Source organism: Spirosoma spitsbergense DSM 19989 (genome assembly GCF_000374085.1).
In the GTDB taxonomy this organism is placed as follows: domain Bacteria; phylum Bacteroidota; class Bacteroidia; order Cytophagales; family Spirosomataceae; genus Spirosoma; species Spirosoma spitsbergense.
In genome coordinates this window covers 13,608-38,313 of the sequence record NZ_KB893542.1, presented here as the reverse complement: position 1 = coordinate 38,313, position 24,706 = coordinate 13,608, and the positions used below count along the sequence as shown (strand labels likewise).

The 24,706-nt window shown below is 48.0% G+C and carries 18 protein-coding genes; 12 read left to right on the top strand and 6 right to left on the bottom strand.

Annotated elements, in window-relative coordinates:
* Positions 1-63 precede the first annotated feature (63 nt).
* Positions 64-1,167 carry a glutamine-hydrolyzing carbamoyl-phosphate synthase small subunit gene (gene carA, locus B157_RS0114195; RefSeq protein WP_020603974.1) on the top strand — a complete coding sequence of 368 codons (1,104 nt, stop codon included), beginning with the start codon at positions 64-66 and terminating at the stop codon, positions 1,165-1,167.
* A gap of 61 nt (positions 1,168-1,228) precedes the next feature.
* On the opposite strand, the gene B157_RS0114190 is transcribed toward carA, so the two are convergent.
* Entirely contained in the window at positions 1,229-5,101 is a 3,873-nt protein-coding gene (locus B157_RS0114190) for an AAA domain-containing protein (protein ID WP_020603973.1), read from the bottom strand.
* A gap of 183 nt (positions 5,102-5,284) precedes the next feature.
* Complete coding sequence (locus B157_RS0114185; RefSeq protein WP_020603972.1) at positions 5,285-6,340, bottom strand: TerC/Alx family metal homeostasis membrane protein; 1,056 nt, start codon at positions 6,338-6,340, stop codon at positions 5,285-5,287.
* 143 nt (positions 6,341-6,483) lie between these two features.
* Between B157_RS0114185 and B157_RS0114180 the strand changes: the two genes are divergently transcribed.
* Positions 6,484-7,224 (top strand): glycosyltransferase family 2 protein, encoded by a 741-nt coding sequence (locus B157_RS0114180; protein ID WP_020603971.1) that lies wholly within the window; start codon positions 6,484-6,486, stop codon positions 7,222-7,224.
* A 70-nt stretch (positions 7,225-7,294) separates the two neighbouring features.
* Here the strand turns inward: B157_RS0114180 and lpdA are convergent, their stop codons facing one another.
* Positions 7,295-8,695 (bottom strand): dihydrolipoyl dehydrogenase, encoded by a 1,401-nt coding sequence (gene lpdA / locus B157_RS0114175; RefSeq protein ID WP_020603970.1) that lies wholly within the window; start codon positions 8,693-8,695, stop codon positions 7,295-7,297.
* 308 nt (positions 8,696-9,003) lie between these two features.
* On the opposite strand from lpdA, the gene B157_RS0114170 reads away from it, so the two are divergent.
* A complete protein-coding gene (locus B157_RS0114170) occupies positions 9,004-10,266 on the top strand; it encodes a metal-dependent hydrolase family protein (protein WP_020603969.1) in 1,263 nt (420 codons plus the stop codon).
* 175 nt (positions 10,267-10,441) lie between these two features.
* Positions 10,442-11,719 carry a citrate synthase gene (locus tag B157_RS0114165; RefSeq protein ID WP_020603968.1) on the top strand — a complete coding sequence of 426 codons (1,278 nt, stop codon included), beginning with the start codon at positions 10,442-10,444 and terminating at the stop codon, positions 11,717-11,719.
* A gap of 128 nt (positions 11,720-11,847) precedes the next feature.
* Here B157_RS0114165 and recA read toward each other — a convergent pair whose 3' ends face one another.
* Complete coding sequence (gene recA / locus B157_RS0114160) at positions 11,848-12,942, bottom strand: recombinase RecA (protein ID WP_020603967.1); 1,095 nt, start codon at positions 12,940-12,942, stop codon at positions 11,848-11,850.
* A gap of 173 nt (positions 12,943-13,115) precedes the next feature.
* The gene (locus B157_RS0114155) at positions 13,116-13,625 is read right to left on the bottom strand and encodes a hypothetical protein (protein WP_020603966.1); all 510 of its coding nucleotides are present in this window, start codon (positions 13,623-13,625) and stop codon (positions 13,116-13,118) included.
* Between the two features lie 264 nt (positions 13,626-13,889).
* Here B157_RS0114155 and eno point away from each other — a divergent pair, with 264 nt between their 5' ends.
* The 8 genes from eno to B157_RS0114115 all read left to right on the top strand — a co-directional run bounded on the left by eno (position 13,890) and on the right by B157_RS0114115 (position 22,968).
* On the top strand, positions 13,890-15,170 hold the full coding sequence (eno, locus tag B157_RS0114150) for a phosphopyruvate hydratase (RefSeq protein WP_026308696.1): 1,281 nt from the start codon (positions 13,890-13,892) through the stop codon (positions 15,168-15,170).
* Between the two features lie 92 nt (positions 15,171-15,262).
* On the top strand, positions 15,263-15,577 hold the full coding sequence (locus B157_RS0114145) for a septum formation initiator (protein ID WP_020603964.1): 315 nt from the start codon (positions 15,263-15,265) through the stop codon (positions 15,575-15,577).
* A 50-nt stretch (positions 15,578-15,627) separates the two neighbouring features.
* Positions 15,628-16,122, top strand: a complete 495-nt coding sequence (locus B157_RS0114140) for a low molecular weight protein-tyrosine-phosphatase (protein WP_020603963.1) — start codon at positions 15,628-15,630, stop codon at positions 16,120-16,122.
* Between the two features lie 85 nt (positions 16,123-16,207).
* On the top strand, positions 16,208-17,785 hold the full coding sequence (gene gpmI / locus B157_RS0114135) for a 2,3-bisphosphoglycerate-independent phosphoglycerate mutase (RefSeq protein ID WP_020603962.1): 1,578 nt from the start codon (positions 16,208-16,210) through the stop codon (positions 17,783-17,785).
* Between the two features lie 126 nt (positions 17,786-17,911).
* Positions 17,912-19,351 carry a glycosyl hydrolase gene (locus B157_RS0114130; protein ID WP_020603961.1) on the top strand — a complete coding sequence of 480 codons (1,440 nt, stop codon included), beginning with the start codon at positions 17,912-17,914 and terminating at the stop codon, positions 19,349-19,351.
* Between the two features lie 14 nt (positions 19,352-19,365).
* On the top strand, positions 19,366-20,811 hold the full coding sequence (locus B157_RS0114125; protein WP_020603960.1) for an oxidoreductase: 1,446 nt from the start codon (positions 19,366-19,368) through the stop codon (positions 20,809-20,811).
* Positions 20,808-21,593 (top strand): 3-ketoacyl-ACP reductase, encoded by a 786-nt coding sequence (locus B157_RS0114120; protein ID WP_020603959.1) that lies wholly within the window; start codon positions 20,808-20,810, stop codon positions 21,591-21,593. The genes B157_RS0114125 and B157_RS0114120 overlap by 4 nt, the downstream gene beginning before the upstream one ends.
* Before the next feature lie 70 nt (positions 21,594-21,663).
* The gene (locus B157_RS0114115; RefSeq protein ID WP_020603958.1) at positions 21,664-22,968 is read left to right on the top strand and encodes a Gfo/Idh/MocA family oxidoreductase; all 1,305 of its coding nucleotides are present in this window, start codon (positions 21,664-21,666) and stop codon (positions 22,966-22,968) included.
* Between the two features lie 84 nt (positions 22,969-23,052).
* Here the strand turns inward: B157_RS0114115 and odhB are convergent, their stop codons facing one another.
* Complete coding sequence (odhB, locus tag B157_RS0114110) at positions 23,053-24,699, bottom strand: 2-oxoglutarate dehydrogenase complex dihydrolipoyllysine-residue succinyltransferase (protein ID WP_020603957.1); 1,647 nt, start codon at positions 24,697-24,699, stop codon at positions 23,053-23,055.
* Between the last annotated feature and the right edge of the window lie 7 nt (positions 24,700-24,706).

Sequence of the window (24,706 nt, the reverse complement as noted above, 5' to 3'; positions counted from 1 at the left end):
TGAAATGGGTTAACCGCAATGGTTAGCCTTTTTTTTTAGTCTTTAAAGCCGAAGAAAGTATACATGAAACATACGCAGCAACCTGAAGCACTACTGGTTTTACAGGATGGAACAGTTTACCGGGGTCTGGCTCTTGGTAAAATTGGTACAGCCGGTGGCGAAATCTGTTTTAATACCGGCATGACCGGCTACCAGGAAATTTATACAGACCCCTCCTATTATGGCCAGGTAATTATAAATACAACCTCACATATTGGTAATTATGGGGTATTAAATACGGCAGAACAAGAGTCCGGTGGAGTAAAAATACGGGCTATGGTCTGTAATTTCTTTTCTAATATCCACTCTCGCTATACAGCCGACGGGTCATTGCAGGATTACTTTGAGCAGGCCAATATTGTTGGTATCCACGGAGTCGATACACGTCAGTTAGTGCGTTATATCCGCTCGAAGGGCGTAATGAACTGCATTATTTCGTCGGAGATACTTGACCCAGCCATACTGCTTGCCGAATTACAGAAAGTTCCGGATATGGATGGCCTTGAACTTTCATCGGAGGTTTGTACACAGGAAGCCTATGAACAGGGAGACCCGGAAGCAAAACTTCGTGTGGCTGTGCTGGATTTAGGCGTTAAGCGGAGCATTCTGAGTAACTTTAATCAGCGGGGTGTATTCTGCAAAGTATTTCCTGCCCGTACATCGCATGCTGATTTAGCAGCCTGGAAACCCAATGGCTACTTCATCGCTAATGGCCCCGGCGACCCGGCCGCTATGCCTTACGCCGTAGAAACTGTCAAACAGGCATTAGATACGGATAAACCATTATTCGGTATTTGTCTGGGACATCAGATTCTTTCATTGGCTAGTGGTATCTCGACTTACAAAATGCATAATGGGCACCGGGGCCTGAACCACCCGGTTAAAAACCTGATTACCGGTCATTGTGAGGTGACTTCACAAAATCATGGTTTTGCCGTTAAAGCCAACGAAGTAATGGACATGGACAATGTGGAACTCACGCACATTAACCTTAATGACAAAACAATCGAGGGTATACGGCTGAAAGATAAACCCGCTTTTTCGGTACAGTACCACCCCGAATCATCTCCTGGTCCCCATGATTCGCATTATCTATTTGACCAGTTCATCGGAATGATGCAGGAGTAAAAAAATGAGGCTTGGGGAAACTCAGGCTTCTTTTTTATACAAACGATAGATTCGTTACACGCTAAATCTCCTTTCGCCAGAACTGTCGGCTCCAGATGCGTTCAAAAGGCCAGTTTCGTGCTCGAAGCGCGATGGGTAAATAAGCATGTGCCTGTTTACCTGTTTGCTGATAATACGCGTCATCGTCCGTAAGGATTAGTGATTCATAGGCTTCATGCGATTTAATGGTCAAATCGGCGAAAGGGAGTTCCGATTGCCAGTTAGAATGGTTAGCGGCCAGTTTAGTTTTTAATAATGTAGTGGCGATCAGTGTCTGTTGTGGTTGGGGAATCGGCTCAAACTGCCCCTGCGCTACATTGAAGGCATACATTAGGTAGGATTTGAGGAGTTTAGGCCCTTCATTCGCTGTATTAGCTACGTTAAGTTGTTCTGGCCACAAACTCGTGACAACATACACCCGTTCCCGCGCGCGCGTAATCGCCACATTTAGTCGATTTTCGCCCCCACGCATATTCAGACTCCCGAACTGCATCGATAACCGGCCACGTTCATCAGCTGCATAACCAACAGAAAAAATAATGATGTCACGTTCATCACCCTGTACGTTTTCAATATTTTTGACAAAAAGTCCGGGTGGCAATTCCTTCTTATTCTTTGCCAATTCTACCCCTGCTATACTTTCCAGCATATCCTGAATTAATTGCTGTTGCTGGTAATTGAACGTTACAATGCCAACCGATCGGCCTGGTAATTCGGTACCTATCTGGTCTAATATCTGAAGGACAGCTTCCCCTTCAATCGGATTCGTGTTCTGTTGCCACACACCTTTGACGTTGTGGTAGCGAATAGCAGGCTGGTGTTGGTTGATTTCATCAAAGTGGGGTAATAGCGTGAGTTTACTTTGATAAAAATGCTCATTTGAAAAGGTAATCAGATCCAGTGAGCGACTGCGGTAGTGTTCAGTCAATGATAGTTGTGGCAGATTCTGAGCCGCCAGTTCCAGCAAAGACTCTACCTCCAGAGCGGCTGGTATTTCTTCGTCTGGCTCTGTATCGTCCAGACGAATACGGTATAAATCACTAGGGCGAAGTTGCTGATTGTCGCCCGTAATAACAACATGGCTGCCCCGAGCCATGGCCGGAATACCGTTTTCAGCAAAGCACTGAGAAGCTTCGTCAAAAATAACCAGATCGAACAGATCCTCACGGAGGGGAAACATGGCCGAAACCGACTCAGGCGAGGCTAACCAACAGGGTACCAATTTAAATACCTCGTCGGCAAACATGTCCATTAGCTTACGTACTGGCCAGACATTACGTTTTTTGGTCGTTTGATGTAACAGATCGCGGTATGAAACTACGTTGTTCAGTCGATTGAGCGTTAAGTTTCGATACGTCTGTTCGCGAAGTTTAACTAACAAAATATCCCGGCTCAGCGATTGTTTCCGTACAATACTCTCCTGCAATTGCTGCTCCCACTGACCCATTTTGAGTGAAGATACACTTCGCAATTCCGGATGTAACATTTCGAGATGGTCAAGCCAGGCACAACGGATATTTTTTTGAAATAACACTGTCCAGCTTTCTGGAGATTGATCAGCAAGTCGCTGAATTACTGTTTTTTCAACTTCCGAAAACCCATCATACAACCGGTCAGACTCGACTATTAGGTCAAAATCGTTCCTAAGCGATTGCCGAAGCGGTTCAACACAATCGTTTTCTTCCCACAGTTTAAGCAGTTGATTTGTAGTCAGGTATGCTTGCGCATCTGTTTGTTGCCGGGTTATAGTAGTGGACAGGGTCAGAATCGTTGAAACATCGTCAACAAAGGCCATCTGGCTTTTTTTCCATATAGAAGCAGGGAGTTGACAAAACGATTCCAGGGTATTTATGCGTTCAGTCAGGTGCTGGGCACGCCGGAGTAACCGCATTCCTTCGGGCGATTCTGCGAGTGATAAATCAGCCAACAGCGGTTGCACTTCGTAGCGTATCGCTTCCAGCTTAATTCGCTGATTAACCCTGATCATCAGGGTTTTTAAATCCTGTTCCGAAGTAGAAAGCCCATTGGACGCTAGTACCTCCTGTAGTTGAGCTTTACCCGAATTCCGGAGCTGCCACCAGTTCCACTGTATCCAGGAAGAACGTACAGCTAACGCCCCCGCCAACAGATCGCGAAATGCGCGGAGATCGGTAGTAGATAATGAGTTTTCTGGACCAGGCAAGGCCAGCGTTTGTTCCCAAGCGTTGGCCAACTGCTCTATTCTAGCTTCGGCAGTCGTTAAGACAGAATGGCTGGGATTGTCTCGTAGCTGATTGATAACTTTCCATACTGCTAGTGTATCTGGCGATCCGGCATCTATCAACGTTATAATCGAAGTGATTTCACAATCGTGAGCCTGCCAGTTAGCTAATTCACTAAACGAAAGGGTTTTACCCAATACTATTTTACACCGCTCATTAGTATTCCTTCGCAATTCGTCCCAACTAACAATACGCTGGTCAATTTCCCCTAAATCACCATTCGTGAACTGAGAAAAACACACTCGTTTGGCCCAATGATGTCCAGCGCCTACCCGTTGCTGATACGCTGCGTAATCGCTCAGTCGACCAGCAAAATCATCCATTTCTGCCAGATTAAACTGCTGATATACTTCATTCAATAGTAATGGCGTATGATTAGCCGTAGTGGTCAGGTATAGTTCTTTAGCAGAAAGACCGCACTCATTCGTATCGAATAAAGCCGTTTTAAATACCTGTAACTCAGCTACCGTTTCGTCAATCCGGCGGCTCTCAACATCAAAATCCCGCTCAAGCAATACCGCATTCAGGCTATTATTCAGTTGCCGATAAACATCTATCTGGCTTATCTGGGCAGCAATTTGAGCGTATAATACCCGACGATCATCCTGGAAATCATGTATCAGAGCCAGAAATGGAGCCATTCCTACCTGCCGTAGTCGTTCCTGTACTACATCGAGCGCAGCCCGTTTCTGGCATACGAGCAGCACTCGTTTTCCCGACGCAGCGGCATCGGCCATAAGGTTAGCAATTAGCTGTGATTTTCCCGTTCCGGGAGGTCCCTGAACGACTAATGACTGACCGGCTTTTACGGCTCGTACGGCTGCCTCCTGCGATGCATCCATTGGCAGGGGCGTGTGGATATTTTTTTCCGGTAGGAAGGGAAAAGTGATAGGGTGGGAGATGGTATCGGTTTCTTCTCCCTGCTCCTCCCCTTCCTGCCTAGCTATCAACTCATCATAGTCCGGTACCAAAAAGGAGCCAGCCTGGGGAAATATGCCCAATACGGCTTCCGGATAGAGTTTCAGCTCACCGGTACGCTCCAGTTGTGCGAGGTCTTTAGCTGTTTGTTTGGTAAAATACTGGAGCTTGTCAGTAAACAAGTCCTGGTTGAAGTTGATTTCGAGCGGGGTAGTTTTGAGCCACTCGTACAATTGTGTGCGGAAAGTCAATGGATCGCGATCAAAGTCATCCATTGCTTTCTCCACTATTTCATCGGGCAGTTTTACCTGATTGAACTGGCCATAAGCCAGTGCTAAGGTGGGGTTCAAAAAAGCCATCTCATCACCCCGGCGCGTAAGTTTCCAGAATTTCCCCTGGTGTGAAAGCTGAACCGGAAAAAACAGCAACGGCCCGTGAACGACGGTATCATCCATGAATTTACCTTTCACAAACGGCCAGCCAACATACAAATCCTCTGTGCCGCGCTCCTCTTCAATAAACCGGGCCGTACGGTTAATTTGACGAAGTTTACGGCTCACCTCATTGCTACGCCCCTGCCGGGCATCCAGTACTTCGCACAACGTGACCGATAGTTTCTGACTTATCAGATCTGCAATCAGCGTAAACGACGGTTTGTTAAGCAGAAAATCCGTTTCGTGGAGATCCAGAAACTGACGGGCAGGCAGGCTAGTCAACAAAAGCGAACGATTGCGACTGCTCAAGTTAGTTAGCCGTCGGCGAAACGTTTTAAGAACAGACGTAGAAATTGCCGGGCGACCTTGCGAAGTTTTCACGGAATTTTAAGGACTTACAGCATTATAACGTAAAACCCAGAAAATCGTCTAAATAGTAGAAATCCCATTGGTTTACCATCCCACTTAGGCCTTTTTTTCGGGAATCAACCACGAGGCAAGAATACTAACACTCAAAATACCAACGATAATGTACAACGAATAAACGGGTTTAAAGCCCTGATCAGCCAGCCAGTGTTCGGCCAGCATCTTGACACCAATGAATGTTAACAACACCGCCAATCCTATCTTCAGGAAACGGAATTGACTCATAATACTCGACAGGAAGAAAAACATGGAGCGTAAGCCCATGATGGCGAATACATTCGAGAAAAAGACGATGTACGGGTCCTTCGTGATGGAAAAAATGGCAGGTATAGAGTCAACAGCAAAAACCAAATCCGTTACGGCAACGACGATAACAATAATGAACAGGGGCGTTACAAATACTTTCCGGTCAGACTTCCGCCGGACGAAGAAATTATCGGTTACGTTACGCTGGTATACGTTCAAGTATTTACTGACAAACCGAACGACAGGATGCTCATTTGGATCAATTTTTTCATCTTCTTCTTTTTGAAAAAATAGCTGAATACCTGTGTAGACCAGAAAAGCACCAAACAAATACATAACCCATTCAAACTCCTGAATCAGTGCCGAACCCACGAAGATGAAGATAAAGCGCAGGATAATGGCACCAAGAATACCATACACCAGAATCTTTTTGTAAAACCGTTCCTGAACACCGAATGAGTTGAAAATAAGAATAAATACAAAAATATTATCCGCCGAAAGTGAATACTCAACCAGGTAGCCTGTTATGTATTCGAGGGCCATATTATTCTGAAAACGAGCGAGACTTGCCGGAAAATTACCTGCTACAAACTGGACGTGGTCGGCATACATATCGCGCACTTCCTTTAATCGGGCAAACGTGTCGATTCCATGAACCAGATACCCGAAATCCTTAAGGAAGAAATAAAAGCAAATAGATAAAGCGACCCAGATAGCACTCCATATAGCAGCCTCTTTAAATTTGACAACATGACTTTTTTGCTTCGAAAAAAGGCCCAGGTCGACGGCCATAATAAGAAGAACAAAGGTTGCAAAAGCAAGAAAAAATACCGTTTCGCTTGAAAACATAATTGAAAAATGTAGAGCCATTTAAGGCCTGAAATCGACAGTGCTGCAAATTATGAAACAAATCTACGCCCAATATGACCAAGGAATTGGCTGAGATTACTAAAATTATTGGCAGACTGCTATCGACCGCTTAATTTTACCCCATGTTTAACGACAAGAAAGTAATTGTGGTGATGCCAGCCTACCGGGCAGCACTAACGCTGGAGCGAACCTACCGTGAAATTCCGCTTGATTTAGTCGATGATATCATTCTGGTTGACGATGCTAGTCCGGATAATACCGTAGAAATAGCCCGAAATCTGGGAATCCGGCACGTTATCCGGCATGATAAGAATAAAGGATACGGTGGCAATCAGAAAACCTGCTACGCTAAAGCAGTCGAACTTGGTGCCGACATCGTCGTTATGCTGCATCCTGATTATCAGTATACGCCGTTATTACTGCCTGCTATGATTTCTATCATTGGCAATGGGTTATATCCGGTGGTGTTTGCCTCTCGTATTCTGGGGAAAGGAGCATTGAAAGGAGGAATGCCCATGTATAAATACGTGGCAAACCGCTTTCTGACACTAACGCAAAATGTACTCATGAATCAGAAACTATCTGAGTACCATACCGGTTATCGGGCTTTCTCAGGCGAGGTACTTCGTAGTCTGGACTTCACCCATAACTCCGACGATTTCATTTTCGATAACGAAATGATTGCCCAGATTTTCTACAAAGGGTACGAAATCGGCGAAGTCACTTGTCCAACCAAGTATTTTGACGAAGCATCATCCATCAATTTCCGGCGTAGCTCCATTTATGGCCTTGGCGTTCTACGGACCTCAGTACTTTACTTCTTTACAAAACTGGGTCTGATGCACTGGAAGATTTTAAAATAAGTAACGTAGTAACGGAAGTAGCCCAGCCAAAATATTTTGGCCGGGCTACTTCCGTTACGAAACCCCTCTTTTACAAGTGAATAGCCTCACCATAGGCGGCTTCAGTAGCGTCCTTGATGGCCTCCGACATTGTTGGGTGCGGGTGAACAGTTTTTAGGATTTCTTCGCCCGTTGTTTCCAGTTTGCGAACAGCTACTACCTCGGCAATCATTTCGGTCACGTTAGTACCGATAAAATGCGCCCCCAGGAACTCACCATATTTGGCATCAAAAATCACTTTTACAAAGCCTTCCGGCGCACCGGCTGCTTTAGCTTTGCCCGATGCCGAGAACGGGTACTTACCTACTTTTAATTCGTAACCAGCTTCACGAGCTGCTTTTTCGGTGTAGCCCACCGATGCTATCTCGGGCGTGCAATACGTACAGCCCGGAATGTTGTTATAGTTCAGTGGCTCAACGTGCGGTTGGCCAGCAATCTTCTCTACACAGATAATGCCTTCGGCTGAGGCTACGTGCGCCAGCGCCTGCCCTTTGGTACAATCGCCAATGGCGTAGTAACCCTCTACGTTAGTACGGTAAAAATCGTCCGTAACAATTTTGCCCCGATCAACGGCAATACCCGTTTCTTCCAGGCCAATTTTTTCGATGTTAGCAACCACACCGGCGGCAGAAAGTACAATGTCAACGTCGAAGGTTTTTTCGCCATCGGGCGTTTTTACAAATACTTTACAACCCGCACCGCTGGTATCTACCTTAGTCACCTCCGACTTTGTGTAGATGTCGATGCCCAGTTTCTTGTACTGCTTGGCCAGCTCTTTGGATATGTCTTCGTCTTCGACGGGCACCACGTTTGGCAAAAATTCAATGATGGTTACTTTAGTACCCATGCTGGCATATACGTAGGCGAATTCGACCCCGATAGCCCCAGAACCAATGATCAGCATCGTATCCGGCCGCTTTTCCAGCGTCATGGCTTTTCGGTATTCGATTACTTTCTTTCCGTCGATGGGTACGCTGGGCAATTCGCGGGCGCGCCCCCCAGTGGCGACAATAATATGCTTAGCAGCATATTCGGTGGCTTTACCTTCCGCATCGGTCACGTCAATTTTTTTGCCGGGCTTCAGTTTGGCAAAACCGTTGATGATGTCGATTTTATTCTTTTTCATCAGGAACTGAACGCCTTTGCTCATGCTGTCGGCTACGCCCCGGCTTCGCTTGATAACGGCACTAAAATCAGCTTTCGATTCGCCCGAAATAGTAATACCATAATCAGCCGAGTGCTTGATGTATTCAAAAACCTGCGCTGATTTTAGTAGTGCTTTGGTGGGGATACACCCCCAGTTCAAACAAATACCACCGAGACTTTCGCGTTCAACAACGGCGGTTTTCAAACCCAATTGCGAGGCCCGGATAGCAGCTACATAACCGCCTGGCCCGCTACCCACAACGATTACATCGTACTGTGAAGCCATTTTTCTGTTTAGTTGATTTTTGTCAATCCGGCGATAAGGGCAACCTGAGGTGAGTTAAGCAGTCATTCATCCTTTCGCCTGTATGTTACACTTACTCCCTCTGTAAAGAACGCAAAGGTAGACTGAAAAGTTGACAAGTACCGGCCATGACTAAATCTACCATACTCAGGTTTAACCCAATTTAACAGCACTTACACGAATCTCCTTTTATGACTATCCAGTCGTGGTTTACGATATAGTTTAACTGAAATTACTGCACCTTTTGGTTACTTTTTGCGTATTTTTGAGGTATCTGCCTTCATTAGCTCATGAACAAATTCTGCTTCCTGTTAGTATTTTTACCCTTCTCGCTTTTTGCCCAGACAATCGTTGTTCTCAAACCAGACCGTGTTTTTGATGGTGAAACCATGCACGAAGGCTGGGTCGTTCGCATAAAGGGCGATAAAATTGACGCCGTTGGTCCTGCGAACTCTTTTCCTGCAAACGGCGCCAACTCATCCGATGCTTCGGTAATGGAACTGCCGGGAACAACGTTAATGCCCGGCCTCATCGAAGGCCATTCTCATTTATTACTGCACCCCTACAATGAAACCCCATGGGATGAACAGGTATTGAAAGAAGCGCGCTCGTTGCGGGTGGCACGGGCCACAGTCCATGCCGAAAAAACACTATTGGCCGGTTTCACCACCATCCGTGACCTCGGCACCGAAGGAGCAGATTATGACGATGTAGGCTTGAAACAAGCCATTAATGAGGGTATAATTCCTGGCCCGCGCATGATTGTTGTAACACGAGCACTCATTGCTACGGGCAGTTACGCGCCCAAAGGATTCAGTCCTGATATTGACGTGCCACAGGGTGCCGAAGAAGCCGACGGACACGACGCTCTTATAAAAGCAGTAAGAAGACAGATCGGCAAAGGGGCAGATGCTATAAAAATATACGCCGATTACCGGTGGGGATTGATGGCCGAAGCCCGACCAACGTACACGCTGGATGAGATAAAACTAATTGTGGAAGTCGCTAAAAGCAGCGGTCGGCCAGTTATCGCTCATGCCAGCACTGCCGAAGGGATGCGTCGCGCCATTCTGGGTGGTTGTGAAACGCTTGAACATGGTGATGCCGGAACGCCCGAAATCTTTGCCCTAATGAAAAAACAGGGAACAGCCTTATGTCCGACGCTCGCGGCAGGTGATGCCGTGAGTCAGTATCGCGGCTGGAAAAAGGGACAGGAGCCTGAACCAGAACGTATCAAACAAAAGCGGGCTACATTCAGGCAAGCACTGGATGCGGGCGTAACTATCTGCGCCGGTGGAGATGTAGGTGTGTTCAGCCACGGTGATAATGCCCGCGAGTTAATAATGATGGTCGATTACGGTATGAAGCCGCTTGACGTGTTACGTTCAGCAACCTCCGTTAACGCCGATGTGTTTCACCTTGCAGACAGGGGCCGTATAAAACCCGGCTTACTAGCCGACTTGATATTAGTAGACGGTGATCCGCTGAAAGCAATCGCCAGTCTCAAACAGATTCGGGTTGTCATGAAGGGAGGGATTTTCTACAGGAAATAACCGAAAAAACTTATTGCCTAAATCACCCGTTACCTCTTAATACAAACGTAACACGGCTTTTTTGCGACAAAATCAACTGTCGTTTGGATTTTTAGTCTAATTTCGCCCGGATGGTCTTGTTGCGAAGCAAAGTCAGTATTTATTACCCCAGATTCATTCTACCCTATCTTCTTATATGGCAAACTCTGCTGATTTAACCGTCGATGGTAAAACCTATTCATTTCCAACATTGGAGGGAACTGAAAATGAAAAAGCCTTCGACATTTCTAACCTACGCGATCAAACTGGTTATGTTACCCTGGATCGTGGCTACAAAAATACTGGTGCCACTAAAAGCGCCATCACCTTTTTAGATGGCGAGAAAGGTATTCTTCAGTACCGGGGTTACTCAATTGAAGATCTGGCCGCTAAAGCATCTTTCCTGGGCGTCGCTTACCTGCTTATTTATGGTGAACTGCCCACGCAGACTCAATACGATAAATTTGAAAGCGATATTCGGCACCACACAATGGTGAATGAGGACATGCGGAAAATCTTCGATGGCTTTCCGGTTGATGCTCACCCGATGGGCGTTTTGTCCTCACTGGTAAGTGCCATGAGTGCCTTTTATCCGGATTCAAATGATGAAGACAATACGGACCTTCACATTATCCGGTTACTGGCGAAATTGCCAACCATCGCTACCTGGTCTTACAAGCGTTCGAAGGGGCACCCAATGAACTATCCACAAAATAAGCTCGATTATATACAGAACTTTCTGAATATGATGTTTGCATTGCCGGTTGAAGACTACACCGTTGATCCGGTAGTGGTTGAAGCCCTGAATGTACTGCTTATTCTGCACGCTGATCACGAACAAAACTGCTCTACCTCTACGGTACGGCTGGTGGGTTCATCGCAGGCAAATATTTATTCGTCTATTTCGGCGGGTATAAGCGCTTTATGGGGACCACTTCACGGCGGAGCCAATCAGGAAGTAATTGAAATGCTCGAAAACATTAAGGCCGACGGTGGTGATGTTAGTAAGTATATAGAGATGGCCAAAAACGCCAAGTCGACTGGTTTCCGGTTATTTGGTTTTGGGCACCGTGTTTATAAAAACTTCGACCCACGGGCCAAAATCATTAAAAAGGCCGCCGATGATGTACTAAGTAAACTGGGTGTCAACGATCCCATACTGGACATAGCCAAAGGCCTGGAAGAAGCAGCGCTGAACGATGAGTATTTCGTATCGCGCAAGCTGTATCCGAATGTTGATTTCTATTCGGGTATCATCTACCGTGCGCTTGGCATCCCGACAAACATGTTCACGGTCATGTTCGCCATTGGCCGCTTACCTGGCTGGATTGCACAGTGGAAAGAAATGCGGGAGAATAAAGAACCTATTGGTCGTCCCCGCCAAATATACACCGGTCCTACTCACCGGGATTTTGTACCGGTTGAGAAACGATAGTTTTGAGAACAGACATCTATCGAAAACAAAAGCGGCAACTCTCACAAGTTGCCGCTTTCGTTTTCGATAGACTTTATGCAAAAAAGTATGAGCACTGACGCCTTCCTTTCTCGAATATGTACGCTTAACTAATCATCAATTTCGCCCTCGTCGTCGTCTTCGGTGGCGGCAAGTACGGGATCAACCAGAGCATCGTCATCTGTAGCGATTTTTGCCCGGATTTTCCCTTCAATTTCGTTCATCAGTTCGGGATTGTCGAGTAACAGCTCCTTTACGGCATCACGGCCCTGCGCCAGACGGCTGGTACCATAGGAAAACCACGAACCTGACTTCTTGACAATCTCCATCTCGACACCCAGGTCAAGAATTTCTCCTACTTTAGAGATACCCAGACCGTACATGATATCAAATTCAACGACTTTGAAGGGAGCGGCCATTTTGTTCTTCACCACCTTAACTTTCGTGCGGTTGCCCACTACGTTATCAGTTCCTTCTTTAATTTGGCCAATACGGCGGATATCAAGCCGAACCGATGCGTAGAATTTGAGGGCATTACCACCGGTTGTTGTTTCGGGGTTACCAAACATCACGCCAATCTTCTCACGCAACTGGTTGATAAAAATACAGCAGCAACCTGTTTTGTTAATGGTACCCGTTAGCTTCCGTAAAGCCTGCGACATCAAACGGGCCTGCAAACCCATTTTACTCTCGCCCATTTCGCCTTCGATTTCGGCTTTGGGTACGAGGGCAGCAACGGAGTCAATAACGATAATGTCGATAGCGCCGGAGCTGATCAGGTGTTCGGCAATTTCGAGTGCCTGTTCCCCATTATCGGGCTGTGAAATCAACAAGTTTTTCGTGTCGATGCCCAGCTTTTCAGCGTACACACGGTCAAAAGCGTGTTCGGCATCAATGAAGGCAGCCAGACCACCCGCTCTCTGTGCCTCGGCGATGCAGTGCATCGTAAGCGTTGTTTTACCGGACGATTCCGGTCCATAGATTTCAACGACGCGACCACGGGGCAGACCACCGATGCCGAGGGCTATATCAAGCCCAAGAGAGCCAGTCGAAATAACGGGAACATCGGAAACTTTCGTTTCGCTCAAGCGCATAACGGTACCCTTACCGAATGCTTTGTCAAGTTTCTCGATGGTTGTTTGAAGGGCTTTTAATTTACTGTCATTAGCAGATGCTGTGGCTTGCGCCGTATCTGATTTCGCCATGTTAGGATGGTTGTTTAAACAGTTAAAATTACCCAAAAATGGCCAGATTTCCTAGCTATTTTTGAAAATAGAAAACGGGATTTTATCCGTAATGTTTAGCTACAAAAAGGCACGAAAAAACCCTGTCAATGACCTAAAAACGAGTCAATTGACAGGATTTAAAATAACCCAAACTACAACGTATCAACGCGTTCCGGCTGCTGTGCAGGGGCAGGTTGCGGCATTTCAGGCTGTGCCGTTTGTGGCTGAGGCTGAACGGGCTGCGGTTGCCCCGGCTGATAGCCAGGGTAGGCGGATGAATCACCATATGGACGCGTAGGCGGGCCTACTATTTCTACCCCTGTAATGTAGTATTTTGTTTCCCCATTCCAGGGAAGCTTCATTATTTTCTCTTCGTAATGGAGCGTTACCCGCTGTCCGGTTTTAACAGCATCCGTAATTTGTTTGGCTACCGCTTCATCCTTCACCGAAAAATCAAAATACTGGGGCGTCAACGAACCGGTTTCACCCGAAAAGCCGCCCACATTTAGGACACCTTCGTAGGTTTTGAAGACAAAACCACGTCGGCTAAATTTAGATACTGTGCCGGCCCGTTCACCATCGCTATAGCTCCAGCCAGTTAAGGCATAGAGAACACCAAAGACAATTAGTAAAAACAATAGAAAATACAGTAGCCCGCGCATAGATAGGGTTGGTTAGTTTGACTGCGATTTATAAGTCTACAAATAGACAAAATTTTCTGATAACTTCCGTTTCGGGACTATAAAGTCCATGAATAATTCATGAAGTCTTATACCATTCCCGTTCCCTCTCTTACGTTTTAGCCTGTATTTCGTTACTTTGCAACGAGGTTGGCTATTCCATGCAATGGCCTGGTAGTCAAACCTGAAAAACCGGTACGCCGGAGCGATAAATTTTTCATTGTTAATCTTTCTTATTTCTTTACGATGAGTACCATTCAAAGCATTCATGCCCGACAAATTCTGGATTCACGCGGCAACCCAACGGTGGAAGTAGACGTGCGTACCGAAAATGGGTATCTGGGCCGTGCTGCCGTTCCATCAGGCGCATCGACCGGTACCCATGAAGCCGTCGAACTTCGCGATGATGACAAAACTGTGTATATGGGAAAAGGCGTTTTGAAAGCAGTTTCTAACGTTAACGAACTGATTTTCCCGGAGTTGGTAGGCATTCCTGTTTTTGAACAAAGTATGATCGACAAAATCATGCTGGAACTGGATGGCACACCCAACAAAGGTCGTCTGGGAGCAAATGCCATCCTGGGAGTGTCGCTGGCAGCTGCTAAAGCAGCCGCACAGGAAGCCGGTTTACCACTATATCGTTACATTGGGGGTGTAAATGCCAATACCCTGCCCGTACCGATGATGAATATTCTGAACGGTGGTTCACACGCCGACAATTCCATCGATTTCCAGGAATTTATGGTGATGCCAGCTAACGCAGCAAGCTTTTCGGAAGCACTGCGGATGGGTACTGAAATTTTTCATACGCTGAAAGGCGTTCTGAAAAAGATGGGCCTGGCAACCAACGTGGGTGATGAAGGTGGTTTTGCGCCAAACATCAAATCGAACGAAGAAGCGATTCAAACCATCATGCAGGCCATCGAGAAAGCAGGGTATCGCCCCGGCGAAGATGTCTGGATTGCTATGGATGCTGCCTCCTCCGAGTTCTACGACGCAGAAGCAGGCGTTTATCATTTCAAAAAATCGACGGGTGATAAACTGACGTCGTCGGAAATGGCTGGTTTCTGGAAGGATTGGGTTAGTAAGTACCCTATTATGTCTATTGAAGATGGTATGGCCGAAGACGATTGGGCGGGTTGGAAGGCGCATACCGACGAACTGAAAGGAACCAACACCCAACTTGTAGGCGACGACCTGTTCGTAACCAACGTAACCCGTTTGCAGGAAGGCATCGACAAAGGCATTGCCAACGCTATTCTGGTGAAAGTGAATCAGATTGGCTCGTTAACCGAGACGATTGACACGGTCAATCTGGCAAAACGTAATTCATACAAAAACATCATGTCACACCGTTCCGGCGAAACCGAAGATGCTACCATCGCCGACCTGGCCGTAGCCCTCAACACCGGTCAAATCAAAACGGGTTCTGCGTCCCGCTCCGACCGGATGGCAAAATACAACCAACTACTTCGGATTGAAGAGGAATTAGGCGAAACTGCCTATTTTCCAGGACTTAAATTTTGATGAATGAATAGTGTAGCGTGGACAGTTAAGAATAAAAAAAATCATTGAATTGTTCTTCTTCACTGCTCACGCTACACTATTCACTATTTGCTATGCTCTACCGTCGTCTTCTGCGCTACCTTCGTAATTTCTATGTCGCTACCGGCCTGGGGCTTTTGGTATGGATGACGTTTTTTGATGCAAATGACCTACCTACTCAAATCCGGAACCGGTGGAAACTGTATGAACTGGATGAAGAGGCCAGGTTTTATCAGGAAAAAATTAAAGCAGTTCAGGACGAACGCAGAGAAGTGCTGGGTAATGACCAGCTACGGGAGAAATTCGCCCGGGAAAAATACCTGATGAAAAAAGAAGGTGAAGACGTATTCGTGATCGTCGACGAACACAATGATCCGTTAGAAAAATAGCGCGGGGCTTAGGACATGGGGTATAATCCACACCTCGCCCCCAAAACCCCATGCTCAATATTCTCTTCGTTTGTTATGGTAATATTTGTCGGTCGCCGGTAGCGGAGGGAATTTTCCGGCAACTGGTGGCCGAAGCAGGTCTAGAAGAACAGATAAGCTGCGATTCGGCGGGAACGGCTTCGTTCCATATTGGGCAATTACCCGACAGACGCACCCGCGAAAATGCTCTCGAACATGGGTTAACGCTGACGCACCGCGCCCGGCGGCTTACCGGCGATGATCTGGCTCAGTTTGATTATTTCGTGGCTATGGATGAAACAAACCTCGAAGCCATCGAAAAGTTAAATTATCGCAGTACAGGGCTGTACTCCAATGATACGATATTCCTTTTGCGCGAATTCGATCCGGATGTGAGCGATCAGCCTAACGTGCCAGATCCTTATTACGAAGGCACGGAAGTTTTTGAAGAAGTGTACCAGATAGCCCTCCGATGCTGCCGACAATTGCTAGCTTATATAATGAACCGGGACGTCCAACCGGAGTGAAAGTAGCTGAGAAACCACTCTTTCACTCCGGTTGGGCGTCCCGGTTCGCTCTGTCACTCTTTCACCCTTTCATTCTTTAGAAATTATGAATAAAAAAGTCATTCTCATTATCCTGGACGGCTGGGGTATTCCGCTTAAGCCTGAAGTATCGGCCATTGAATCGGCCCATACGCCGTTCATGAACTCACTGTATCCAAAATACCCCAACAGTAAACTCGAAGCGTCAGGCCTGGCCGTTGGTTTGCCAGCGGGTCAGATGGGGAACTCCGAGGTAGGCCACATGAATCTAGGCGCCGGCCGGGTCGTGTATCAGGATTTAGTAAAAGTCAACAAAGCCGTAGAAGAGCATACACTCGATACCGAACCTATTTTGGTCGATGCACTGACCTATGCCAAAACCAGTGGCAAAAAAGTCCATCTTATCGGTCTAGTGTCAGACGGTGGCGTTCATGCACATATTGAGCATGTGAAAGGGCTGCTTTCTATTGCTCATGCGCATGCCTTAACTGACGTATTTGTTCATGCTTTTACGGATGGCCGTGACACAGATCCAAAAGGTGGCATCGGTTACCTGTCTGATCTTCAGGCACACATGGCAACTACAACCGGGCAGATAGCTTCGGTGGTGGGTCGTTATTATGCTATGGATCGGGATAATCGCTGGGAACGCGTTAAAGTGGCTTACGATGCTATGGTGAAAGGGGTAGGAGAAAAAATAGCGCCTGACAATGTAACAAAAGCACTTCAGGAGTCGTATGATGCCAATGTAACGGATGAGTTTATCAAACCCCTCATTGTCACCAAAGCCGATGGTTCGCCCGTAGCTATGATTGAGGATGGAGATGTAGTGCTGTGCTTTAACTTCCGCACCGACCGGGGTCGGGAAATTACACAGGCACTTACCCAAAAAGACTTCCCAGAGCAGGGTATGAAAAAGCTTGCTCTTGACTACATCACGATGACTAACTATGACAGTGAATTTGCTGGCGTGAAGGTTATTTTTAATAAGGATAATCTCGAAAAAACCCTGGGCGAAGTCATTTCCGAAGCAGGTCACAAACAGATACGGATTGCCGAAACGGAGAAATATCCGCACGTCACGTTCTTCTTTTCGGGTGGTCGTGAAGAACCGTTTCCAGGCGAAAAACGACTGCTCTGCCCCTCGCCCAAGGAAATGACCATCTATGATGAGAAAGGCGAACCAACCGTTGTTCCCGTAAAGACGTACGACCAGAAACCCGAAATGTCTGCCTTTGAGATTCGGGACAAAATTATTCCTGAACTAGAGAATGAAGAAACGGATTTTATTTGCCTGAACTTCGCCAATACCGATATGGTAGGCCATACGGGCGTATTTGAGGCTGTCGTCAAAGCCGCTGAAACCGCCGACGCCTGCGCTAAAGCCGTTACGGAAGCCGCCCTTGCTCACGGATATGCAACCATTATCATCGCTGACCACGGCAATGCCGAATTCATGAAAAATGACGACGGAACCCCAAACACGGCGCACACCACGAATCTGGTACCCTGCATCCTGGTCGATAAGGATTACCATCCAGTTCTGAGTGAAGGTAAACTGGCAGATATAGCCCCAACCATTCTACAACTGATGGGTATTCCACAGCCACCAGAAATGGGGGGAGTGAGTTTAATTAAAGAATAAGAAGAACAAACCAAAAAGGGCCGTACCGATTCTGTCGTGTACGGCTTTTTTGTGTCCATTCAGTAGTAGACAGTACTACTTGTTCTTTAGGGAGGAGAACTAATACAGGCGCGCGCTTTTCGCAATATGCAGATTGACACCTCCCTACAACCCACCGACCTTACATCAAAACTTGCCCGCTTCTGGGAAGTCTCGGGCCAGAAAATTCATCTGATTGATAAAGAATACGATGGATCGAAAGGCTCTCCCGTTTTTACAGTAGCAGGAAACTATTCGACTCGCGGCTGGACGGAATGGACACAGGGCTTTCAGTTCGGCTCCGCTATTTTACAGTTCGATGCTACCGGCGATACCAAGTTTCTGGAAATGGGTCGCCAGAAGACGCTGTCGGTTATGGCTCCGCATATTAGCCATATCGGTGTACACGACCACGGATTCAATAATGTCAGTACGTACGGCAACTTACTCCGCCTGATGCGGGAGGGGCGAATTGCGCAGAATGACTGGGAAGCTAATTTTTATGAGTTGGCCCTTAAAATATCCGGGGCAGTACAGGCCAACCGGTGGACCTCAATCAAAGAGGGCCGGGACGCCGGCGCGGGCTTCATCAGTTCATTCAATGGGCAACATTCCCTGTTTGTCGACACGATTCGTTCCTGCCGGGCATTAGTACTGAGTCATGCGCTGGGGCATGTGTTTCAGGGAGAGGGCGACGTAAAAATCAGTCTGTTGGAACGTGCCTTACAACACATGAAAGCCACCGCCGATTACTCAGTCTTCTACGGAGAAGGACGCGACGCCTACGACTTGTGGGGCCGTACCGCCCACGAGAGCGTATTTAACGTAAAGGATGGCAATTTTCGCTGTCCCAACTCTCAACAGGGATACTCAGGCTTTACGACCTGGACACGGGGTTTGGCCTGGGCCATGTGCGGCTTCGCCGAAGAACTGGAATGGCTTGCGACTTGTGATGAAACTGACTTACAAGCTTTTGGTGGGCGCGATTCTACCGAAGCCTTTATGCTGAAAGCGGCTACCGCCACCTGCGATTTTTATATTGACCATACACCAACAGACGGTATTCCCTACTGGGACACGGGCGCACCGAATCTGTACCGTTTAGGCGATTACCTAAACCACCCCGCCGACCCATACAATGATTTTGAACCCGTGGATAGTTCGGCAGCGGCCATTGGCGCACAGGGATTGTTGCGATTAGGCCACTACCTGACCGGAAAAGGCAATACGGAACAGGGCCAACGGTACTGGCAGGCAGGCTTGACGGTACTCAAAACATTGTTCACCGAACCGTATCTAAGCACAAATCCAACACATCAGGGGCTGATTTTACACTCCATTTATCACCAGCCTAATGGCTGGGATTATGTGCCGCCCGGTAGCAAAATTGCCAATGGAGAATCGAGCATGTGGGGTGATTACCATGCCCGTGAGGTAGCACTATACCTCCAGCGAATTATCCGTAACGAACCCTATTACACCTTCTTCAATCGGATTGCCGCACCACGGATTGCCGAACCAAAAATTACTGAATCGCCGATCGTCTGACCGTAACTACCTTAATGAGCGAGAAATATAAGCCCCAATTTCCCCGCATGGCCCAGTTAAAAACGGCTGCTGACCTGCGAACATACCTGGATAAGAACGACATTGACCTGCTGTTTGACGATACCCTACTTCCTCCTGCTGAAAGCCCATTTAATCAACCTATCCCGCTTAAATCAGGTAAAACAATTGGCAATAGCCTTTGTATTTTGCCGATGGAAGGATGGGATGGTACTACCGATGGTCGGCCAAGTGAGTTCACAAAGAGCCGCTGGAAGAAATTCGCCATCAGCGGAGCCAAGCTCCTGTTTGGTTGTGAAGCGGTAGCCGTTTGCCATTCGGGCAAAGCCAACCCAAACCAGTTGGTATTAAATACCGAAACGTTTCCTGATTTTGTCGAGTTACGCCAGTCGCTTCTACGCGATCATGAAGAAGCATTTGGGCAAACGGATGATTTATTAATTGGCCTCCAGCTTACACATTCCGGGCGTTTTTGCAAGCCCAATAGTCATAAGATCTTTGAGTCGAAGATTCTGTACAGCCATCCATTTCTGAATAGCAAGTTCGGCATGGCTGCCGACTACCCGCTGCTTACGGATGCTGATATTGACCATATTATTCAACAGTACGTTGATGCGGCTGTGCTGGCTCAAAAAGCGGGTTTTGATTTTGTGGATGTAAAACATTGCCACGGCTATCTGGGGCACGAGTTTTTGAGTGCGATTAATCGGGAGGGACGCTACGGAGGTTCGTTCGAGAATCGAACCCGGTATCTGCGGAACATCGTGGCCGGTATCCGGCAGGCAGCACCAGGGCTGGAAATTGGTATTCGCCTGAGTGCGTTTGATATGTTACCCTTCAAAAAAGGAGCCACGGGCACGGGTATCCCCGAAAATGCGGAGCAATATCCCTTTGCCTTTGGGGGCAACTCTACTGGATTGGGTATTGACCTGACGGAGACAAAGGCGTTACTTTCGCTGGCCGAATCGCTCGGCATACAATTAATATGTATTACCGGCGGTAGCCCCTATTACAATCCACACCTGATGCGGCCGGCCCTGTTCCCTCCTTCCGATGGTTACCTGCCCCCCGAAGACCCGCTTCTGGGTGTAAAGCGGCAAATCGACGTAACAAACGAGTTGAAACAGGCTTTCCCTGAACTGGTAATCATTGGGTCAGGCTACTCATATCTGCAGGAATGGCTACCCAACGTTGCGCAGTATGTGTTGCGGAAAGGCATGGCCAATAGTGTAGGCTTTGGGCGTATGGTATTATCGTACCCAACCATGCCAGCCGATATGATTGCCGGTCGGGCACTAGTCCGAAACCAGATTTGCCGAACGTTTTCCGATTGCACAACGGCTCCCCGGAATGGGCTGATTTCGGGTTGCTATCCGTTAGACCCGCTTTACAAGAAAAGACCCGAAGCTGAGCAGCTTAAAGAATTAAAAACCAGCTTATGAAAAATGGCGAGGAACGCCCCGTCGCCTTCATAACGGGCGGTAGCCGGGGTATTGGGTACGGGATTGCTGAGCAGTTAGCAGATGCCGGTTTTGACCTGGCCATCAACGGTGTTCGACCAGAGGAAACCGTTCGGGAGGCATTGGATACCCTCAGGAATCGTGGTAGCAACGTGCTGTATTGCCCTGGTGATATTGCACTGGCAACGGCTCGGAATGACATGGTAACCGCCATCAGGACTCATTTCGGGCGATTAAATGTGTTAGTGAATAATGCCGGAGTAGCTCCCAAAGAGCGAAAAGATATTCTGGAAGCGACCGAAGAAAGTTTTCAATATGTGCTATCCACCAACCTGCATGGGGCGTATTTCCTGACGCAGGCAGCCGCCAACTGGATGATTAGTCAACGGGCGGAGCAAGCCGATTTTTGGGGTTGCATTATCAATGTATCATCAATTTCGGCAACGGTTGCTTCGGTGAACCGGGGCGAATACTGCGTAGCAAAGGCAGGTCTGAGCATGGCTACCCAGCTATTCGCGGTTCGGTTAGGCGAATATGATATACCGGTTTATGAAGTGCGGCCGGGCGTAATTAAAACGGATATGACAGCTGGTGTGACGTCTAAATACGATTCGCTTATCGAAAATGGTCTTTGCGTACAAAAACGCTGGGGTTTCCCAAGCGACGTGGGGAAAGCCGTAGCATCGCTGGCAAAGGGCGACTTTCCCTACTCGACCGGACAGGTTATTATGGTCGATGGCGGCCTGACCCTACCCAGGCTATAAGTAGTTCAGTCGGGATTTTTGGTTTTACTATTACGTTAACCCTCAAGCAGTTCCTAAATCAGTTACACTCATGGACTTAAAACAAGTTTCCCGGCGCGATGTCCTCAAGGCAGGTGCTGTCGGCTCATTGGCAGCCATTGGCCTGCCCACCTACATTCCGGCGCATGCGTTTGGCGCTAACGACCGCGTGCGGATGGCTGTCATTGGAATTAATGGTCGCGGTAAAGACCATATTCAGGGGCTTTCAAAGCAAAAAGACGTGGAAGTAGTTACCCTGTGCGATGTCGACAGCGATGTTTTACAAAAAGGGGCGGCAGACTTCGAGAAGAAATACAACCGAAAAGTACTGACGATGACCGACCTTCGGCAGGTCTACGACGATAAAAATATTGATGCCGTAAGTATTGCCACGCCGAACCACTGGCATGCACTGGCAGCTATCTGGGCCTGTCAGGCGGGCAAGGATGTCTATGTTGAGAAACCCGGTGCCCATAACCTGCACGAGGGGCGTAAACTGATTGAGGCCGCTACCCGTTACAATCGCATTGTCCAGCATGGTGTACAGTTACGGAGTTCAGTAGCCATCCAGGAAGCCATCAAGCACCTGCGCGATGGGCTGATTGGCAACGTGTACATGGCCCGTGGACTGGTCTACAAATGGCGGCCCGATATTGGCAACAAAGGCACATCGCCCGTACCAACGGAACTGAACTGGAATATGTGGCAGGGACCGGCGCAGGAAAAAGAATTCAGCAAAAATTACGTACACTATAACTGGCACTGGTTCTGGGATTACGGCAATGGTGATATTGGGAACCAGGGCATTCACGAAACGGACCTGTGCATGTGGGGACTTGATGTAGGATTTCCTGAAGAAATCACGTCGGCCGGTGGTAAATTCCTGTGGAAAGACTGCAAGGAAACGCCAGAAACGTTGTCATCTGTATACAAGTATCCGTCTCAGGGTAAGGTAATACAATTTGAGGTTCGGCCCTGGATGACCAACAAGGAAGATGGCGTTGAGATTGGCAATATTTTCTACGGCGACAAAGGCTACATGGTTATCAATGGCTACTCCGATTATAAAACCTATCTGGGAAAAGAACGGGCACCCGGTCCGGCCCGCAATGAAGGGGGCGACCACTACGCGAATTTTATCGAAGCCGTTCGGTCCAGAGACAAGTCGAAGCAAAATGGGCCAGTCGAAACAGCGCACCTTTCGTCAGGTATCGCACACCTGGGCAACATTGCTTACCGGCTGGGTCGTACGCTGCACTTTGACCCAAAGAATGAAGTATTCGTAGGTGATAAAGAAGCGAACCAGATGCTTACCCGTAAGTACCGCGCTCCTTTCGTAGTACCGGAAAAGGTGTAGATTTTATTTTTGGAAGGTATAAAAAGACGGAAGGGACTGTTGCAATAACAGTCCCTTCCGTCTTTTTATACCCTTTTATAGCCGTTACATATCGAAAAGAATCCGGGTGGGGTCTTCCAGAATCTGCTTCACGCGTACCAGGAAGCTAACTGATTCTTTCCCGTCGATGATACGGTGATCGTAGGACAGAGCCAGATACATTATAGGCCGAACCACAATCTCACCGTTAATGACGACGGCCCGCTCAACGATGTTGTGCATACCCAGAATGGCCGATTGAGGAGCGTTGATGATAGGAGTCGAAAGCATCGAACCGAACGTACCGCCATTCGTAATCGTGAAGGTTCCGCCCGTCATCTGGTCGATGGTCAGCTTATTGTCGCGGGCAAGACCAGCCAGCCGGACAATTTCCTTTTCAATACCGGCAAAGCTGAGTTGCTCGGCATTCCGAATAACCGGGACGACAAGACCACGCTCCGTTGAAACAGCAATGGAGATATCGCAGAAGTCATTGAAAATCATCTGGTCACCATCAATCTGGCCATTCACCGCCGGAAAATCCTTGAGCGCAATGCAAACGGCTTTCGTAAAGAAGGACATGAAACCAAGCCCTACACCGTTTTTCTCCTTGAATTTGTCTTTGAATTTATTCCGCAAATCCATTACCGGCTTCATATCTACCTCGTTGAAGGTAGTCAGCATGGCCGTTTCATTTTTCACGGCTACCAGTCGACGGGCAATGGTCCGGCGCAGTGAGGTCATTTTCTCCCGGCGCTGGTTGCGACTTCCCGGTGCGGGGCCATCCGTTGCCGGAGCAGATGCAGTTGGAGCAGTCGGTTTAGGTGCTGGAGCTGGCTGGGCCGGGGCAGCAGGCTGAGCCGGGGCGGGCGATGCTTTCATCGCATCCTCTTTCGTTACGCGACCGCCAACGCCAGAACCCTGAACCTGCTGGGCATCAACGCCTTTCTCGTCCAGTATCTTGGCGGCTGCGGGTGACGGGTAGTGTGCGGCATAACTACTGCCGTTCTGCCCGTTAGCCGACACCTCGGCGTCTGGTACCGACGTTGCCGATTGGGGAGCCGATGGTGTTGTCGGAGCCGATGCGGCAGTACCCGTTTCAATTTTAGCAATCAGGGCACCAATGGGCAGTGTTTCGCCATCCTGAGCCATGATACGGAGTATTCCGGCGGCTTCGGCTGGTAGTTCAAAGGTTGCTTTATCTGATTCCAGCTCGCAAAGTACCTCATCCAGGGCAACCTGATCGCCATCTTTCTTACTCCATGACGCGATGGTTACTTCAGTAACGGATTCACCCACCGCTGGAACTTTCATCTCAACGACGCTGGCAGCCGATGCGGCAACGGGTGCCTGTACTGGCTCAGCAACGGACTGCATGGCAGGTGCAGGTTGCGAAGCCGGGGCTGATTGCAGTGCTTTGGCTTTGGGTGCTTCTGCCTTTTCCGGTTCAGAAGCGGGTGTAGCAACAGGCGCACTACCATTATCGTCAATTGTGCAAATGCTGGCTCCAATGGGCAATACATCGCCTTCCTGCGCCAGAATGTGCAGAATGCCGTCGGCTTCAGCTGTTAACTCAAAGGTTGCTTTATCGGAATCGAGTCCACACAGAACGTCATCCATCTTTACGTGGTCACCCTCTTGCTTATTCCAGGTACCAACAGTTACTTCAGTAATGGATTCCCCCACGGGAGGAATTTTCATATCAACGGCCATTTCGCTA